Here is an 18124-nt window from a genome sequence, read left to right on the forward strand (position 1 = left end):
GTACGGTCGACCGCATGACGACATGGGACCCCGACCGCTACCTGCAGTTCGCCGACGACCGCTCCCGGCCCTTCGTCGACCTCGTGGCTCGCGTGCAGGGCGAGCCGTCGAGCATCGTCGACCTCGGCTGCGGACCCGGCCACCTCACCGCTGTCCTCCGCGCGAGGTGGCCCGAAGCAACGGTCCACGGCGTCGACTCGTCGCCGGACATGATCGCCAAGGCCGACGCTGACAACGACGACGAGCGGACGACGTACGAGCTGGCCGACGTCGCCGCCTGGACCAGCGCCGAGCCGGTCGGCCTGGTCGTGTCGAATGCGCTCTTCCAGTGGGTGCCGGACCAGCTCGCGGTCATCCGGCGACTGGCCGGGCTCGTCACCCCCGGCGGCACGTTCGCGCTCCAGGTGCCCTGCAACTACGACGCCCCGAGCCACCGGCTGCTCCACGAGGTCTCCTCGCGGCCGCCGTACGGCGAGCACACCGAAGGACTCCACGGCGACCGCGGGACGCACGCCGAGGCGTACCTCGACCTGTTCGCCGGACTCGGCTGGACGACCGACGCGTGGGAGACGACCTACCTCCACGTCCTGCAGGGCGCAGATCCCGTGTTCGAGTGGATCTCGGGCACCGGGGCCCGCCCGATCCTCCAGGCGCTGCCGGACGGTCTGCGCGAGGAGTTCGTCGCCGACTACAAAGCCGCACTTCGGGAGGCCTATCCCGCGCAGGCATGGGGCACGGTGCTGCCGTTCAGCCGTACGTTTGCCGTCGCCCGCCGCGAGGCCTGACTCCGGTACGCTGGCTGCTGCGTTCCTCTGGTTTCGGGGACGATCCCCGGTTGGTCTGCCGGCAGGGCCCGCCGCACTTTGAATGCGGACAAGCGACGTAGGTTCGACTCCTACCCGGGGAGCCAGCAAGGTCCGTCGACGAAGGAGTCTGGTGAGCGATCGAGTAACGGCCATCGTCCTGGCGGCGGGAGCGGGCACGCGGATGAAGTCCTCGCGCGCCAAGGTCCTGCACGAGATCGCCGGGCGGACGATGCTCGAGCACGCTCTCGTGGCGGTCGCCGGTGCGGGCGTCCACACGACGGTCGCCGTCGTCGGTCACGACCGCGAGCAGGTGTCGGAGGCCATCACGGCGTACGACCCCTCGATCATCCAGGCCGTGCAGGAGCAGCAGAACGGCACGGGCCACGCCGTCCACGTCGCCCTCGAGTCCCTCGACAGCGCGCCCGACGGCACGGTCATCGTGACGTACGCCGACGTGCCCCTGCTGTCGGCGCAGACGCTCGCCGAGCTGCTGGTCGGCCATCGCGCCGCCGGCCACACCGTCACGATCCTGACCGCCGAGGTCGACGACCCCACGGGCTACGGCCGCATCCTGCGCGGTCCCGACGGCGCCGTGACGGCGATCCGTGAGCACAAGGACGCCTCCGACGAGGAGCGCGCCGTGCGCGAGATCAACAGCGGCATCCTCGTCGTCGACGGCAGGTTCCTCACCGACGCCGTGGCGCGGCTCGAGACCGACAACGCGCAGGGCGAGCTCTACCTGACCGACATCATCGGCAAGGCCGTCGCCGAAGGGCGGCCGGTGGGCGCCCACGTCCTCGAGGACGTCTGGCAGACCGAAGGCGTCAACGACCGCGCCCAGCTCGCCCGGCTCGGCGCCGAGCTCAACCGCCGCATCACGGCGCACTGGATGGCCGAGGGCGTCACGATCGTCGACCCGGCCACGACGTGGATCGACTCCGCCGTGACGCTCGAGCCCGACGTCACGGTCCTGCCCGGCACCCAGCTGCTCGGCGCCACGGCGGTCGCCCGGGGCGCCACGATCGGACCGGACACGACGTTGCGCAACATCGAGGTCGGCGCCGGCGCCACGGTCGTACGCACGCACGGCTCCGATGCCGTGATCGGCGACGAGGCCACTGTCGGCCCGTTCGCCTACCTCCGCCCCGGCACCGAGCTCGGCGCCGGCGGCAAGATCGGCACGTTCGTGGAGGTCAAGAACTCGACGATCGGCGAGGGCGCCAAGGTGCCGCACCTGACGTACGTCGGCGACGCCGAGATCGGCGAGGGCGCCAACATCGGCGCCGGCACGATCTTCGCCAACTACGACGGCGTCAACAAGCACCGTTCCACGATCGGCAAGCACGCCAAGACCAGCTCCAACAACACGTTCGTCGCACCCGTCACGGTCGGCGACGGAGCGTTCACGGGAGCCGGCTCGACGATCCGCGAGGACGTACCACCGGGGGCGCTGGCCGTGAGTGCTGGTGCACAGAGGAACATTGAGGGGTGGGTGGCCGACAAACGTCCGGACACCGCATCCGCCCGTGCCGCCCGCGCGGCGCAGGACCACGCGGCAGAGGAGACCTCCGGTGAGTAGCCTGTCCAAACGCACGCCGACCCGCAACATGCTGGTCTTCTCGGGCCGCTCGCACCCCACGCTGGCGCAGGAGGTGGCCGACCTCCTCGAGGTCGACCTCGTCCCGACGACGGCTTACGACTTCGCCAACGGCGAGATCTACGTGCGCTTCGACGAGTCCGTACGCGGCTGCGACGCGTTCGTCATCCAGAGCCATGCCGCGCCGATCAACGACGCGATCATGGAGCAGCTCATCATGATCGACGCGCTCAAGCGCGCCTCGGCCAAGCGCATCACGGTGATCCTGCCGTTCTACGGCTACGCCCGACAGGACAAGAAGCACCTCGGCCGCGAGCCGATCTCGGCGCGTCTCATGGCCGACCTGTTCCTCACCGCCGGTGCCGACCGGCTCATGACGGTCGACCTGCACACCGCGCAGATCCAGGGATTCTTCGATGGCCCGGTCGACCACCTGCTGGCGATGCCGATCCTGACCCGGCACGTCAAGAAGAAGTACGGCAAGAAGCCGCTCGCCGTCGTGTCGCCCGACGCCGGCCGCATCAAGGTCGCCGAGTCGTGGGCCGCTGCCCTTGCCGGTGCACCGCTGGCGTTCATCCACAAGACCCGCGACCCCCGCAAGCCCAACGAGTCCAAGGCCAACCGCGTCGTCGGCGACGTGGAGGGCCGGGTCTGCATCCTGGTCGACGACCTCATCGACACCGGCGGCACGATCGTCCAGGCCGCCGAGGCGCTCATGGCCGACGGCGCCGAGGACGTCGTGATCGTCGCGACGCACGCGGTGTTCTCCGGGCCCGCCGTCGACCGGCTCAAGAACTCGACGGCGTGCGAGGTCATCGTCACCAACACGTTGCCGATCGCCGACGACCAGCGGTTCGACAAGCTCACGGTGCTGTCGATCGCCCCGCTGCTGGCGCAGGCCACGGCGGCAGTCTTCGAAGAAGGCTCCGTCACCTCGCTGTTCAAGTCCTAGCCGTCCCCTAAGGAGGCCGCCCGCGGCCGACTGGGAGGGAGCGAGGAACGAGCGACCGAAGGGGCGTACGGGTTCAGGCTCGCTTTGGGAGATCATCTCACCACGCTTCGCTCGCAGGGCTCGCTCCCGCTCGGCCGCGGGCGGCCTCGCTAGCCAACGATTTCGTCAGGTCGTGTGCGCTGCGATAAGATCGTGAAGTTGCCTCGGCGAGGGTCCTTTCGGGCCGTGATCGACAGGGCGCTCCACGGAGTGCTGTGTCGAGCGCCTGGTGACAGCCGACTTTCACGCAACACTCTTCAGGAGACATTTCCCCATGGCTGAGATCAAGATCGCCGCCGAGGCGCGCACCGAGTTCGGCAAGGGCGCCGCCCGCCGCATCCGTCGCGCCGACAACGTGCCCGCCGTCCTCTACGGCCACGGCTCGGACCCCGTCCACGTGACCCTGCCGGGCCACCAGCTCATGCTGGCGCTCAAGAACTCCAACGCGCTGCTGACGATCGACCTCGGCACCGAGCAGCACCTTGCGATCCCCAAGCAGGTGCAGCGCGACCCGCTCAAGGGCTTCATCGAGCACGCCGACCTCCTGATCGTCCGCAAGGGCGAGAAGGTCACCGTCGACGTCCGCATCAACGTCATCGGCGAAGCCATCAGCGGCAACCTCGTCATCCTCGAGAACTCGACGATCGCCGTCGAGGCCGAGGCGACCCACATCCCCGAGTCCTTCGAGGTCTCGGTCGAGGGCCTCGACGCCGGCGCGCAGATCCACGCCAGCGACCTCGAGCTGCCCACGGGCTCGACGCTCGCGGTCGACCCCGAGATCCTCATCGTCAACATCACCGCGGCTCCCACCGAGGCCCAGCTCGACGCCGAGCTCGCCGAGGCTGAGGCCGAGGCCGGCATCGAGCACGACGCGACCGACGCCGAAGAGGCCGAGGCTGCTGCCGAGGCACCGGCCGAGGGCGAGGCTGCGGAGAGCTCCGAGTCCGAGTGACCTGGTTGGTCGTCGGGCTCGGCAATCCGGGCCCGACGTACGCCAGCACTCGTCACAACGTCGGTTACCTCGTGACCGACGTGCTCGCCGCCCGCACGGGTGGATCCTGGAAGAAGCACAAGTCCGGCCGCGCCGACGTCATCGAAGGACGCCTGGCCGGTGAACGCGCGATCCTCGGCCGCTGCCGGTCCTACATGAACGAGAGCGGCGGACCCGTGTCGACGCTCGCGAAGTTCTATGACGTCGAGCCCGACCACCTCGTGGTGATCCACGACGAGCTCGACATCGACTACGGCATGCTGCGGGTCAAGGTAGGCGGCGGAGACAACGGCCACAACGGGCTCAGGTCGATCCGCCAGTCGCTCGGCACGGGCGACTTCTATCGCGTACGCGTCGGCATCGGTCGCCCGCCCGGCCAGCAGAGCGTGCACGACTTCGTCCTCAAGCCCTACAGCTCCGCCGAGCGCAAGGACCTGCCGACGTACGTCGAGGAGGCCGCCGATGCGGTCGAGAGCCTCATGACGCAGGGACTAGAAGCCACGCAGAGCGCGTTCAACCGTTAGCGATGACTCTCTCCAGACTCGCGGCCCTCGTCGCCGCCGAACCCACGGTCCAGCAGGCCCTTCAGGACCGGGCCGACGGGCTCAGCACGCTCAACATCCAGGCGCCTGAACCGCTGCGGCCGTTCCTGACGTCCGCGCTGGCGCAGCAGTCGACCGTTCTCGCGGTCACTGCCACGGCCCGTGAGGGCGAGGACCTGGTGGCGCAGCTCGGCGAGCTGATCGGGCCCGACGCCGTTGCGTACTTCCCGGCGTGGGAGACGCTCCCGCACGAACGGCTCTCGCCGCGCTCGGACACCGTCGGACGGCGGCTCGCGGTCCTGCGCCGCCTGGTGCACCCCACCGAGACCAACGACGAGGACACCTCCACGGGCCCGCTGCGGGTCGTCGTCGCGCCCGTACGCTCGCTGCTCCAACCGCAGGTCAAGGGCCTCGCCGACCTCACGCCGGTCGAGCTGCACAAGGGCGACGAGATCGCCCTCGACGAGGTCGTCCGGCAGCTCGCCGCAGCGGCCTACTCGCGGGTCGACCTGGTCGAGCGGCGCGGCGAGTTCGCGGTGCGCGGCGGGATCATCGACGTGTTCCCGCCGACCGAGGAGCACCCGCTCCGCATCGAGTTCTGGGGCGACGAGGTCGACGAGATCCGCCGGTTCGCGGTCGCCGACCAGCGCACGCTCGAGGAGGTCACGCACGTGTGGGCGCCGCCGTGCCGTGAGCTGCTGCTCGACGACCAGGTCAGGGCGCGGGCCGCTGAGCTCGCCGAGGCGCACCCGTCGCTGGCCGAGATCTTCACCAAGATCGCCGAGGGTCACGCCGTCGAGGGGATGGAGTCGCTGACGCCTGTCCTGGTCGACAATGGGGGTACCCCCGCCACAGAGGGCGTAGCCGGCGGGGGAATGGAGCTGTTCGTCGACCTGCTCCCGGAGCGTTCGGCGATCGTGCTGTGCGACCCGGAACGCATCCGCGCTCGCGCTGCTGACCTGGTGGCGACGAGCGAGGAGTTCCTGCAGGCCTCGTGGGCTGCCGCGGCCACAGGCGCCGAGGCGCCGATCGACCTCGGCTCAGCGGCGTTCCGCACGCTCGAGGACGTGCAGCTGGAGACCCTCGGCCTCGGCCACACCTGGTTCACGGTGTCGCCGTTCGGGCTCGACACGGACGATCAGACCCGTGCCGTCGAGATGGAGGCCGCTGCGGCCTATCGCGGCGACACGACGTCGGCGCTCGAGGACATCAAGAAGTGGGTCGCCGCCGGCATGCGGGTCGTGTTCGTCGCCCCCGGGCACGGCCAGGCCCAGCGTACGAGCGAGTGGCTCGCCGAGAACGACGTGGCCGCCGCGCTCGACGACGAGATCACGGCTCCCACGCCCGGTGTCGTGCAGGTCGCCTGTGGCGAGCTCGACCACGGGTTCGTCTCGCCCCCGCTCGGCCTGGCCGTCCTGACCTACGACGACCTCGTGGGTCAGCGCGCTGCCGATCGTACGGAGCGCAAGATGCCGGCCCGGCGACGCAAGCAGGTCGATCCGCTCGAGCTCAAGACCGGCGACTTCGTCGTGCACGAGCAGCACGGTGTCGGTCGCTACGTCGAGCTCATGCAGCGCGTCGTGCAGGGTGCGGCGCGCGAGTACCTCGTCATCGAGTACGCCCCGTCCAAGCGCGGACAACCGGCCGACCGGCTGTTCGTGCCGATGGACCAGCTCGACCAGATCAGCCGCTACGTCGGCGGTGAGTCGCCGTCGCTCGACCGGCTCGGCGGCTCGGACTGGACGACCCGCAAGAACAAGGCGCGCAAGGCCGTACGCCAGATCGCCGGCGAGCTGATCAAGCTCTACGCCGCGCGGCAGGCCACCAAGGGTCACGCGTTCGGGCCCGACACACCGTGGCAGGCCGAGCTCGAGGACGCCTTCGCGTTCGTCGAGACGCCGGACCAGATGGTGACGATCGACGAGGTCAAGCGCGACATGGAGCGCACCGTGCCGATGGACCGGCTGGTGTGCGGCGACGTCGGCTACGGCAAGACCGAGATCGCGGTGCGCGCGGCGTTCAAGGCGATCCAGGACGGCAAGCAGGTCATCCTGCTCGTCCCGACGACGTTGCTGGTGCAGCAGCACCACGCCACGTTCGCCGAGCGGTTCGGCCAGTTCCCGGTCAAGATCCGGCCGCTGTCGCGGTTCCAGACCGAGAAGGAGTCCAAGGAGACCCTCGCCGGCCTCGCGGACGGCACGATCGACCTGGTCATCGGCACGCACCGCCTCCTGCAGCCGGGCGTACGCATCAAGGACCTCGGCCTGGTGATCGTCGACGAGGAGCAGCGCTTCGGCGTCGAGCACAAGGAGGCGCTCAAGATGCTGCGCGCCGCCGTCGATGTGCTGTCGATGTCCGCCACGCCGATCCCGCGCACGCTCGAGATGGCCATCACTGGCATCCGCGAGATGTCGACGATAGCCACGCCGCCGGAGGAGCGTCACCCGGTGCTGTCGTTCGTCGGTCCGTACGAGGACCGGCAGGTCATCGCCGCGATCCGCCGCGAGCTGCTCCGCGAAGGGCAGGTGTTCTTCATCCACAACCGGGTGCAGAGCATCGACAAGGCCGTCGCCAAGATCAAGGACCTCGTGCCCGAGGCGCGGGTCGCCGCGGCCCACGGCCAGATGGGTGAGCACCAGCTCGAGGAGGTCATGGTCGACTTCTGGGAGAAGCGCTACGACGTCCTGGTGTGCACCACGATCGTCGAGTCCGGCCTCGACGTGTCCAACGCCAACACCATGATCATCGAGCGCGCCGACACCCTCGGTCTCTCGCAGCTGCACCAGCTCCGCGGCCGCGTCGGGCGTTCACGCGAGCGCGCCTACGCGTACTTCCTCTACCCGCCCGAGAAGCCGCTCACCGAGACCGCCCACGACCGGCTCGCGACGATCGCGCAGCACTCCGAGCTCGGCGGCGGCATGGCCGTGGCGATGAAGGACCTCGAGATCCGCGGGGCGGGCAACCTGCTCGGCGGCGAGCAGTCCGGCCACATCGCCGACGTCGGCTTCGACCTCTACGTACGCCTCGTCGGCGAGGCGGTCGCCGAGTTCCGCGGCGACGCCGAGCCCGAGCGTGAGGTCAAGATCGAGCTGCCGATCGAGGCGCACCTGCCGCACGAGTACGTCCAGAGCGAGCGGCTCCGCCTCGAGATGTACAAGCGACTGGCAGACGTACGCGCGCTGGCTGACGTCGACGAGCTGCGCGCCGAGCTGGTCGACCGCTACGGCGAGCCGCCCGAGGCGGTCGAGGTCCTGCTGGACGTCGCTCGTCTGCGCGTACGGGTGCGCGAGGCCGGCCTGACCGAGGTCACCGCAGCAGGCCCGAACGTACGCTTCGCGCCCCTCAAGCTGCCCGACTCGGCGCAGATGCGCCTGCAGCGGATCTATCCGCGCAGCACCTACAAGGTCGCCGCCGAGGTGGCCCTGGTGCCGCGGCCCAAGACCGCTCCGGTCGGTGGCAAGCCGCTCGTCGGCCGCGAGCTGCTCGAGTGGACCCGCACCGTGATCGACACACTCGTTCCGGCTCCTGCGCCCGTCAGCTGAACGGGGTCCCGACCCCGGGAGCGGTGACCTGGTCGCCCAACCGGGCGCCTGACAGGCGACTGACCCACCGGGACGCAGCCGGATGGGAGGGACGTCGTCGAGGCCTGAGGGTGCTCGGATAACGTGTGAGCATGCTCACTCGTGCGCGCGCTGCTGTCCTCGTCCTCGCGGGCCTGACGCTTGCTGCCTGCGGCAACGTCCACCCCGGTGCCGCTGCGGTGGTCGACGACCAGACCATCTCGATGAAGACGCTCGACAAGACGGCCGAGGCCTACTGCACCCTGACCCTTGCCAGTGCCAAGAGCCAAGGTGCGACCGTCCCCGGCAACGCCGACGTGCGGCGCCAGACCGTGACGACATTGGTGTCACTGGTGGTGGCCCGCAAGCTCGCCAAACAGGAGGACGTCACGCCGAAGCCCGCGGAGTACGAGCTCACGACGCAGCAGGAGGACCAGATCTCCAAGGCGTTCCCTGACGACAACGCCGACGAGCTCAAGAAGCTCATCGAGAAGGGCCAGGAGCTGTCAGCCATCTCGGTCGCGCTCGGCGAGAAGAGCACGGGTCAGGCGCGCACGGCCGACAACGTCTCGCAGCTGGCCGAGGCGGGGCAGGCCGAGATCACCAAGGCGTTCAAGGACAACGACGTGAAGTTCGCACCGCGGTTCGGCCTGAGCAACACCACGGCCAAGACCGTCGCCGACACCGGCTCGTTGGCGGTCGCTCCGTCGGACGGTGACGACAAGGCCGACGCGCTGCCCAAAGCCCAACGCTGCTCCTGATGCGCATCGTCGTCCTCAGCCCTCGGGTCGCCCCGGGGATCCTCACGTTGGCTGCGTGGGACGCGCTGCGGGACGCCTCGGCCGTACGCGCCGCCGTCGACGACCCGCACGTACGCGCGATCGTGTCGTCGGGCATCGACGTCGAGATCACGGCGGACCCTCCGACGTACGAGACGGACACCGTGTGGATCGCCCCGACGGGTGACACCGCCTGGGCCCGGTCGATCGCCGACGACCTGATGGACGGCGGGGGAGCCGCCTCCGACATCGAGGTGGTGTTCGGCTCGTACGACCTGCCGGGCTCCGGGCTGCTCGACGTCGTGGAGATCATGGATCGCCTCCGTCGCGAGTGCCCGTGGACCGCCCAGCAGTCGCACGAGACGCTCAGCCACTACCTGCTGGAGGAGGCGCACGAGACGCTCGAGGCGCTGGACAACGGCGACAGCGAGCACCTGCGTGAAGAGCTCGGCGACCTGCTGATGCAGATCGTGTTCCACGCGCGGATCGCCGCCGAGGGTGAGGGCTGGGACATCGACGACGTCGCGGCCGGGATCGCCGAGAAGCTGGTCTACCGCAACCCGCACGTGTTCGGCGACGCCACGGTCACGAGCGCCGGGGAGGTCGACGCCAACTGGCAGCGCCTCAAGGCCACCGAGAAGCGGCGCGCCTCCGTCCTCGAGGGCATCCCCGCGACGCTGCCCGCGCTGGCGTACGCCGACAAGGTCCTCAGCCGGCTCGATGGTGTCGACATCAGCGGTGACGACCTCGGTGCACGGTTGCTGGCGCTCGTCGCCGAGGCCCGAGCCCAAGGGCAGGACGCCGAAGAGGTCCTGCGCCAAGCCGTACGCCTGCTGGGCTGACCGTCCTTGTCCCGTTGCGGGCGGTGACCTAGGTCGAACGCGGAGGTCTGAGGTTCGATCCAGGTCACCGCCGGCTGCGAGGTCGATCATGGGCGGTGACCTAGGTCGAACGGGGTGGTCTGAGGTTCGATCCAGGTCACCGGCAAACGCCGCGATCGACCTTGTCCCGTTGCGGGCGGTGACCTAGGTCGAACGCGGAGGTCTGACGTTCGATCCAGGTCACCGGCGACTTCGAGGTCGATCATGGGCGGTGACCTAGGTCGAACGGGGAGGTCTGAGGTTCGATCCAGGTCACCGGCGACTGCGAGGTCGATCATGGGCGGTGACCCAGGTCGAACGGGGAGCTCTGAGGTTCGACCAAGTCACCGGCGACTGCGAGGTCGATCATGGGCGGTGACCTAAGTCGAACGCGGGGGTCTGAGGTTCGACCCAGGTCACCGCCGATCGCATCCGCGACCGCGACGAGCTGCCTGGCCCGCACCAGCTCACCGCCCGCACGCACCGAGGTGTCCACGCTGGCGAGGCGGTGCCGGACCTCAGGCCGACAGGACTAGGCTTGAGGCCGCACGTTCATCCGCTAACGAGGAGCAGTCTTGGCACGCATCGACGCCGTCGGCGCACGGGAAATTCTGGATTCACGGGGCAACCCGACCGTCGAGGTCGAGGTCGCCCTCGACGACGGCACGATCGGCCGCGCGGCCGTGCCCTCAGGCGCCTCCACGGGCGCGTTCGAGGCCGTCGAGCTCCGCGACGGAGGTGACCGTTACGTCGGCAAGGGCGTGCTCAACGCCGTCGCCGGTGTCAACGACAAGATCGGTCCCGCGCTCGTCGGCTTCGACGCCGACGACCAGCGCGCGCTCGACCAGGCGATGATCGACCTGGACGGCACCGACAACAAGGCCAAGCTGGGCGCCAACGCGATCCTCGGCGTCTCGCTCGCCGCCGCCAAGGCCGCGGCCGACTCCGCGCGTCTGCCGCTCTTCCGCTATGTCGGAGGGCCCAACGCCCACGTCCTGCCGGTCCCGATGCTCAACATCGTCAACGGCGGCTCGCACGCCGACAGCAACGTCGACATCCAGGAGTTCATGATCGCGCCGATCGGTGCGCCGACGTTCTCCGAGGCCCTGCGCATGGGCGCCGAGGTCTACCACTCGCTCAAGTCGGTCCTCAACAAGCAGGGACTGTCGACCGGTCTCGGTGACGAGGGCGGCTTCGCGCCCAACCTCGACTCCAACCGTGCAGCGCTCGAGCTCATCTCGACCGCCGTCGAGGGGGCCGGCCTCAAGGTCGGCACCGACATCGCATTCGCGCTCGACGTCGCCGCCTCGGAGTTCTTCGCCGACGGCACGTACGCCTTCGAGGGCAAGCAGAAGACCGCCGAGGAGATGTCGGCCTACTACGCCGAGCTCGTCGCGGCGTTCCCGATCGTCTCGATCGAGGACCCACTCGACGAGGACGACTGGGCCGGCTGGACCACGTTGACCGAGAACCTCGGCGACGACGTCCAGATCGTCGGCGACGACCTGTTCGTCACCAACGTCGAGCGGCTGACCCGCGGCATCGCCGAAGGTGCCGCCAACGCGCTGCTCGTCAAGGTCAACCAGATCGGCTCGCTGACCGAGACGCTCGACTCGGTCGACCTCGCGCACCGTCACGGATTCGCCTGCATGATGAGCCACCGCTCGGGCGAGACCGAGGACACCACGATCGCCGACCTCGCGGTCGCGACCAACTGCGGTCAGATCAAGACCGGTGCGCCGGCTCGTTCGGACCGCGTCGCCAAGTACAACCAGCTGCTGCGCATCGAGGAGGCCCTCGGGTCGTCCGCGGTCTACGCCGGCGCCTCCGCCTTCCCGCGGCTGGCGCTCTAGGACCGATGGCCTCGCGTCCCCCACGTGGCCCCGGCCGGAGGCCGCCCGAGCGCGGGCGGCGTCCGGCCGAGCGTGGGGCTCGCGGGGCGGCGCGCAACCGTACGCCCAAGGTGGCGACGGTCAGCGCCGGCACCGGACCGCAGCTCACGACGCGCGCGATCGTGCTGCTGTCCGTCGTGCTGCTGCTGATCGCTTCCTACACATCGACGCTGCACGCCTGGTGGGAGCAGCGGGCCGACATCCAGGGCACCAAGGCCGAGATCGTCATGCGCAAGCAGCAGATCGCCGGCCTGGAGGACCAGAAGGACCGCTGGAACGACCCGGCCTACATCAAGCAGCAGGCCAAGGAACGCTTCGGCTGGGTGATCCCCGGCGAGGTCGGCTACCGCGTCATCGGCAGTGACGGCACGGTCAAGGGCAACGTCCCGACGCTCGATGCACCGCCCACCGCGACGACCAAGACCGAGTGGTACGACAAGCTGTGGGGCAGCGTCAAGGAGTCCGGCAAGACGCCCAAGGCAGTCAAGCCCACCACCGATCCCGACAAGGTGCTGAAGAAGAAGTGACCGTCGACCAAGCCGACCTGGACGCCGTTGCGGAGCAGCTCGGCCGTACGCCCAGGGGCATCCTCGAGGTCGTGTCCCGGTGCCCCTCGGGCCACCCCAACGTCGTCAAGACCGAGCCGCGGCTCGACGACGGCACGCCGTTCCCCACGATGTTCTACCTGACGTGCGACCGGCTCGCCGGCGAGATCGGCACGCTCGAGGCCTCAGGCTTGATGAAGGAGATGAGCGACCGGCTGGCGGAGGACGAGGAGCTGGCGGCTGCCTATGCTCGCGCCCACGAGGCCTACCTCGCGGAACGGGAGGCGATCGCGCACGTGCCCGAGATCGACGGCATCACCGCCGGCGGCATGCCGACGCGCGTCAAGTGCCTGCACGTGCTCGTCGGCCACTCGCTGGCCAAGGGTCCCGGCGTCAACCCGCTCGGCGACGAGGCGCTGGAGCTGCTCGGCGACTGGTGGACCGGCAACGCCTGCGGCCCGACCGCCGCCACCGTCACGACCTGACGGCGCGATACTCCACGTGGGGGCGGCCGGTGCCGCCGTACCGGGTGGCTCGTGCCGACTGACCGAGGTCGGCCAGGTGCTCGAGGTAGCGCCGAGCCGTCACGCGTGAGGAGCCGATCAGCCCGGCGACCTCGCCTGCCGTGAGTCCGTCGTCCGCCTCGGCGAGCGTCGTGCGTACGGCCTCCAGCGTCTCGGCGCTGAGCCCCTTGGGCAGTCGTTCGTCGTCGGGTGCCGGCCGCATCGCGCCGAACACCGCGTCGACGCCGCGTTGGTCGATCGACTCGCCGGCCTCCAGGGTGCGCCGGAACGCCGCGTACTGGCGCAGCTTGGCCTCGAACATGGCGAACGTGAACGGCTTGAGCAGGTAGGCGACGACGCCCTGCGACACCGACTGGCGCACGACGTCGACATCACGCGCCGAGGTCACCGCGATGACGTCGTATGGGCGCCCCGTCGCGCGGAGCTGGCGCAGCAGGTCGAGGCCGTGACCGTCGGGCAGGTGCATGTCGAGCAGCACGAGGTCGACCGGTTGGCTGCCCAGGACCCGCGCCGCCTCCTGGAACGACTCGGCGACCGCGACCACCTCGAACTCCGGCATCCGCCCGACGTACGTCCGATGCGCCTGCGCGGCGATGGCCTCGTCCTCGACGATCAGCACCCGGATCGTCATGCGCCGATCCTCACGTCGAAGGCGGCCCCGCCGAGCTGGCTCTCGCCGATCGTCGCCTCGCCACCGTGACGGCGTACGAGCTGGCCGACCAGTGCCAGGCCGATGCCCCGGCCGGTGCCCTCGTCGGGCTTCGTCGACCAGCCGCGGACGAACACCGTCTCGCGGTCCTGCGGCTCGACGCCCGGCCCGCTGTCCTCGACGCGTACGTGCAGCACCTCCGTCGTCGAGGTGACCGTGACGGCCACCTGGCGGTCGGACGAGGACTGGGCGGCGTCGATCGCGTTGTCGACCAGGTTGCCGAGGATCGTCACGGCCTCGTGGGCTGTCGTGGTGAGCCCGGTGACGCGGGTCTCGGGCCCGATCGTGAGGGTGACTCCTCGCTCGGCGGCCTGGGCGCTCTTGCCGAGCAGCAGGGCGGCGATGACCGGCTCGTCGATCGACTCGACCATGCGATCGGTGAGCCGACGGGCGACGTCGAGCTCGCGGGTGGCGAAGTCGATCGCCTCCTCGCTCCGGCCGATCTCGATCAGCGACACCATCGTGTGCATGCGGTTGGACGACTCGTGGTTCTGCGCACGCAGTGCCTCGGCGAGGCCACGGACCGTGTCGAGCTCGGCGGTCACGCTCTGCAGCTCGGTGCGGTCACGGAGCGTGACGACCGAGCCGACGTCGCGGCCGTCCCAGTGCGCCGGCGCCTGGTTGACGACCAGCACCCGGTCGCCGACCACGTGCACGGCGTCCTGCAGCGACCGGCCCGAGGTGAGCTCGGCGACCAGTGCCGGCTCGAGGCCGAGGCGGTCGATCGTCGCCCCGACGAACGACGGGTCGAGGTCCAGCAGCCTGGCCGCCTCGTCGTTCATCAGGGTGAGCCGCCCGGCCGGGTCGAGCAGCAGGAGTCCCTCGCGCACGGCCCGCAGGACTGCGTCGTAGTACTCGTACATGCGGGTGATCTCCTGCTCGCCGAGACCGTGGGTCTGGCGACGCAGGCGTCGGTTGGCGAGCGCCGCGCCGATCGCCCCGAGGACCCCGATCGCGAGGGCGGCGATGACGATGCGGGGCAGGACGGACAGCACCTCTTCGTCGACCTTCTTGGTCTTGATGCCGACCGAGACCATCCCACGTACCTTGCCGTGGTCCATGATCGGCACCACGGCGCGTACGGACGGGCCCAGCGTGCCGGTGAAGTCCTCGGTGAAGTTCCTGCCCTTGAGCGCCTCGGCGGTGTGGCCGATGAACTTCTTGCCGATGTTGTCGGGGTTCGGGTGTGAGTAGCGGATCCCGTTCTTGTCCATGATGACCACGAAGTCGGTCCCGGTCGCCTTCCGGACCCGCTCGGCGTACGGCTGGAGAACGTCCCTCGGCGCAGGGTCGTCGAGCGCGTCCAGCACGGTGGGGGAGGCGGCGACGGCGAGCGACACGTCGAGGGTCTGTGCACGGGCGTCGGCCCGGCTGTCCTGCCTCGCGTCGAACCAGGCGAGAGCGGTGCCGCCCACGACGACGACCAGCACCACGAGCAGCTGCCACACGAGCATCTGCCGTGCGACGGTACGTCCGCGAGCCCGGGCCACCCTCGCATTGTCCACGATCCCGGCGCGCGCACCGAGGGCCTGCTGTGACGGCGGTCACGAACTTTACGAACACAACGGTGAGCGGGGTCACATGCGGACCCATTCTGAGGACGCAACCCCTCACCGTCCAGGAGGACTCATGTCAACGAATGCGCTGCGCCCGGCCCGCAAGGACCGCACGCACTACCTCTACCTCGCCGTCATCGGCGCCGTGATCGCCGGCATCACCGTTGGCCTGGTGGCGCCGGACTTCGCAGTCGAGCTCAAGCCTCTCGGCACAGGGTTCGTCAACCTCATCAAGATGATGATCGCCCCGGTCATCTTCTGCACCCTCGTCCTCGGCGTCGGCTCCGTCGCCAAGGCGTCGCAGGTCGGCCGCGTCGGCGGGCTCGCGCTCGGCTACTTCGTGACGATGTCGTTCGTCGCGCTGAGCATCGGTCTGGTGGTTGGCAACATCCTGCACCCCGGCGACGGCCTCAAGATCACGCCTGACGTCGCCTCCGCCGGCAGCGCGCAGGTGTCGAGCGACGCCGAGTCGACCACCGACTTCCTCCTGCACATCGTGCCCGACACGTTGGCGTCGTCGCTGACGTCGGGCAAGATCCTCCAGACGCTGCTCGTGGCGTTGCTGTTCGGCTTCGCGCTGCAGGCCATGGGCTCGGCGGGCAAGCCGGTCCTGACCGGCATCGGTCACCTCCAGAAGGTCGTCTTCCGCATCCTCGCGATGATCATGTGGGCCGCACCGATCGGCGCGTTCGGCGCCATGGCCGGTGTCGTCGGCGAGACCGGCGTGGACGCCCTCAAGGCACTCGCGGTCATCATGATCGGCTTCTACACCACTTGCGCGGTGTTCGTGTTCGTCATCCTCGGCACGATCCTGCGCGTGGTTGCCGGGGTCAACATCTTCTCGCTGCTCAAGTACCTCGGCCGTGAGTTCCTGCTGATCTTCTCCACCTCGTCGTCCGAGTCGGCCCTCCCGCGTCTCATCGCCAAGATGGAGCATGCCGGCGTGTCCCAGCAGACCGTGGGTGTCGTCGTGCCGACCGGCTACTCGTTCAACCTCGACGGCACGATGATCTACCTGACGATGGCGTCGCTGTTCATCGCCGAGGCGATGGGCAACCCGCTGTCGATCGGCGAGCAGATCTCGTTGCTGCTGTTCATGATGGTCGCCTCCAAGGGTGCTGCGGGAGTCACCGGCGCCGGCATGGCGACGCTGGCCGGCGGGCTCAGCTCGCACCGCCCGGAGCTGCTCGACGGCGTCGGCCTGATCGTCGGCATCGACCGGTTCATGTCGGAGGCCCGTGCGGTCACCAACTTCTCCGGCAACGCCGTCGCGACGGTCCTGGTGGCCACGTGGACGCACACGCTCGACCGTGATCAGCTCAACCGGGCGTTGTCCGGCGAGAGCCCGTTCGACGAGTCGACGATGATCGACACCGACGACGAGGTCGAGGCGACGGCCGAGCCCGTGGCGGTCGAGGCGGGCGGGCCCGACGCGGCCCCGCGTATCCCGGCCAAGGTCTGATCGAGGCGACGCGCGCACGGCGGGGCCACCGGGACATCCCGGTGGCCCCGCCTTCGCCGTGCCGGGTGCCGATACGCTCATTGCATGCCTGACCAGCGCACACGCGTCGCCGCGATCGACTGTGGCACCAACTCGATCCGCCTGCTGGTCAGCGACGTCGGCTCCGACGCCAAGGTCGACCTGGTGCGCGAGATGCGCATCGTCCGCCTGGGCCAGGACGTCGATCGCACGGGTCACCTGGCCGAGGAGGCCATCGACCGTACGCTGCAGGCCACCCGCGAGTACGCCGAGCTGATCGCGATGTTCGGCGCCAACGAGATCAGGTTCTGCGCCACCTCGGCGGTCCGCGATGCCGACAACGCCACTGAGTTCGAGGACGCGATCGAGGGGATCCTCGGCGTGCGCCCGGTCGTGCTCGCCGGCCTCGATGAGGCGCGCGCGTCGTTCCTGGGTGCGACCCGCGACCTCGAGCAGACGCGCACGCTCGTCGTCGACATCGGAGGAGGGTCGACCGAGCTCGTGGTCGGCGCCGGTCAGGACATCGAGTGGTCGGTGTCGCTCGACATCGGATCGGTGCGCCTGACCGAGCGATTCCTGTCCAGTGACCGGGCGTCGGTCGCCGAGGTGACTGCCTGCATGAGTCATCTCGACGCGGTCCTCGCGCCCGTGGTCCGAGGGCTGGAGCCGGTCGGCTCGTTCGTCGGCGTCGCGGGGACCATCACGACGGTGGCGGCCCATTCGCTCGCCCTGCCGTCGTACGACTCGGCCACGATTCACGGGGCCAAGCTCGCGCTCGACGACGTGCGGGAGGCGTGCCTGTCGCTCGTACGCATGTCGGTCGCGGACCGGCGAGCCCTGCCGTTCATGCATCCCGGCCGTGCCGACGTGATCGGGGCCGGCGCACTGATCCTCGACCGGCTCGTCGACCTCGTCCCACTCTCGACGGACACCATGGTCGTCAGTGAGCACGACATCCTCGACGGCATCGCCTGGGACATCGTCGGCTGACCTGCCGCTTGCTCAGTCAGATCAGACGGTTCCGGGCGGCCCAGACGACCGCCTCTATCGGAGTCTTGACGCCCAGGCGGTCGCAGATGAGCCGCACGCGACGGCGCAGCGTACGTTCGGAGACACCGAGCTCGCGGGCGATGGCGTCGGTCGTGAGGCCGCGGCCCAGCAGCCTCAGCACCGCGAGGTCGTCGTCGGTCACGTCTGCGGTCCGAGCCATCGATTCCCCCTTCGGACATCCGGCGCGCTGTCCCCAGTGAGGCGCGTCACACGACGTTGCGCACGTTACTAAAACGTTTCAA

The 18124-nt window shown here is 69.5% G+C and carries 16 protein-coding genes and 1 tRNA gene; 14 read left to right on the forward strand and 3 right to left on the reverse strand.

Annotation, left to right across the window (positions count from 1 at the left end; all coding sequences use genetic code 11):
- Positions 1 to 14: 14 nt before the first annotated feature.
- From ASE12_RS16935 to ASE12_RS16990, 12 genes are all read left to right on the forward strand, one after another.
- Positions 15 to 785 carry a methyltransferase domain-containing protein gene (locus tag ASE12_RS16935; protein ID WP_056404940.1) on the forward strand — a complete coding sequence of 257 codons (771 nt, stop codon included), beginning with the start codon at positions 15 to 17 and terminating at the stop codon, positions 783 to 785.
- 43 nt (positions 786 to 828) lie between these two features.
- Positions 829 to 910 (forward strand) — tRNA-Gln (locus tag ASE12_RS16940).
- A 26-nt stretch (positions 911 to 936) separates the two neighbouring features.
- Entirely contained in the window at positions 937 to 2385 is a 1449-nt protein-coding gene (glmU, locus tag ASE12_RS16945) for a bifunctional UDP-N-acetylglucosamine diphosphorylase/glucosamine-1-phosphate N-acetyltransferase GlmU (protein WP_056403251.1), read from the forward strand.
- Between the two features lies 1 nt (position 2386).
- On the forward strand, positions 2387 to 3355 hold the full coding sequence (locus ASE12_RS16950; RefSeq protein ID WP_255355487.1) for a ribose-phosphate diphosphokinase: 969 nt from the start codon (positions 2387 to 2389) through the stop codon (positions 3353 to 3355).
- A gap of 313 nt (positions 3356 to 3668) precedes the next feature.
- Positions 3669 to 4346, forward strand: a complete 678-nt coding sequence (locus ASE12_RS16955) for a 50S ribosomal protein L25/general stress protein Ctc (RefSeq protein ID WP_056403255.1) — start codon at positions 3669 to 3671, stop codon at positions 4344 to 4346.
- On the forward strand, positions 4343 to 4909 hold the full coding sequence (gene pth / locus ASE12_RS16960) for an aminoacyl-tRNA hydrolase (protein ID WP_056403258.1): 567 nt from the start codon (positions 4343 to 4345) through the stop codon (positions 4907 to 4909). The genes ASE12_RS16955 and pth overlap by 4 nt, the downstream gene beginning before the upstream one ends.
- A gap of 2 nt (positions 4910 to 4911) precedes the next feature.
- Complete coding sequence (gene mfd / locus ASE12_RS16965; protein WP_056403261.1) at positions 4912 to 8469, forward strand: transcription-repair coupling factor; 3558 nt, start codon at positions 4912 to 4914, stop codon at positions 8467 to 8469.
- Between the two features lie 131 nt (positions 8470 to 8600).
- Entirely contained in the window at positions 8601 to 9248 is a 648-nt protein-coding gene (locus ASE12_RS16970) for a hypothetical protein (protein WP_056403262.1), read from the forward strand.
- Positions 9248 to 10108, forward strand: coding sequence for a MazG family protein (locus ASE12_RS16975; RefSeq protein WP_056403266.1), 861 nt, complete (start codon positions 9248 to 9250; stop codon positions 10106 to 10108). Before ASE12_RS16970 ends, ASE12_RS16975 begins: the two co-directional genes overlap by 1 nt.
- A 593-nt stretch (positions 10109 to 10701) precedes the next feature.
- On the forward strand, positions 10702 to 11979 hold the full coding sequence (gene eno, locus ASE12_RS16980) for a phosphopyruvate hydratase (RefSeq protein ID WP_056403269.1): 1278 nt from the start codon (positions 10702 to 10704) through the stop codon (positions 11977 to 11979).
- Positions 11980 to 11984: 5 nt separating this feature from the next.
- Positions 11985 to 12545, forward strand: coding sequence for a septum formation initiator family protein (locus ASE12_RS16985; protein ID WP_082582358.1), 561 nt, complete (start codon positions 11985 to 11987; stop codon positions 12543 to 12545).
- Positions 12542 to 13048, forward strand: a complete 507-nt coding sequence (locus ASE12_RS16990; protein ID WP_056403274.1) for a DUF501 domain-containing protein — start codon at positions 12542 to 12544, stop codon at positions 13046 to 13048. The genes ASE12_RS16985 and ASE12_RS16990 overlap by 4 nt, the downstream gene beginning before the upstream one ends.
- Here ASE12_RS16990 and ASE12_RS16995 read toward each other — a convergent pair.
- The gene (locus ASE12_RS16995; protein ID WP_056403276.1) at positions 13038 to 13718 is read right to left on the reverse strand and encodes a response regulator; all 681 of its coding nucleotides are present in this window, start codon (positions 13716 to 13718) and stop codon (positions 13038 to 13040) included. The two genes, ASE12_RS16990 and ASE12_RS16995, sit on opposite strands and share 11 nt — an antisense overlap.
- The gene (locus ASE12_RS17000) at positions 13715 to 15286 is read right to left on the reverse strand and encodes a sensor histidine kinase (RefSeq protein WP_235508937.1); all 1572 of its coding nucleotides are present in this window, start codon (positions 15284 to 15286) and stop codon (positions 13715 to 13717) included. The genes ASE12_RS16995 and ASE12_RS17000 overlap by 4 nt, the downstream gene beginning before the upstream one ends.
- Positions 15287 to 15425: 139 nt before the next feature.
- On the opposite strand from ASE12_RS17000, the gene ASE12_RS17005 reads away from it, so the two are divergent.
- Together ASE12_RS17005 and ASE12_RS17010 are read left to right on the forward strand one after the other, a co-directional pair.
- The gene (locus tag ASE12_RS17005; RefSeq protein WP_056403281.1) at positions 15426 to 16814 is read left to right on the forward strand and encodes a cation:dicarboxylate symporter family transporter; all 1389 of its coding nucleotides are present in this window, start codon (positions 15426 to 15428) and stop codon (positions 16812 to 16814) included.
- An 84-nt stretch (positions 16815 to 16898) separates the two neighbouring features.
- Positions 16899 to 17822 (forward strand): Ppx/GppA phosphatase family protein, encoded by a 924-nt coding sequence (locus tag ASE12_RS17010; RefSeq protein ID WP_056403285.1) that lies wholly within the window; start codon positions 16899 to 16901, stop codon positions 17820 to 17822.
- Between the two features lie 16 nt (positions 17823 to 17838).
- Here ASE12_RS17010 and ASE12_RS17015 read toward each other — a convergent pair whose 3' ends face one another.
- On the reverse strand, positions 17839 to 18042 hold the full coding sequence (locus tag ASE12_RS17015; protein WP_056403288.1) for a response regulator transcription factor: 204 nt from the start codon (positions 18040 to 18042) through the stop codon (positions 17839 to 17841).
- Positions 18043 to 18124 lie beyond the last annotated feature (82 nt).

The organism is Aeromicrobium sp. Root236 (genome assembly GCF_001428805.1).
In the GTDB taxonomy this organism is placed as follows: domain Bacteria; phylum Actinomycetota; class Actinomycetes; order Propionibacteriales; family Nocardioidaceae; genus Aeromicrobium.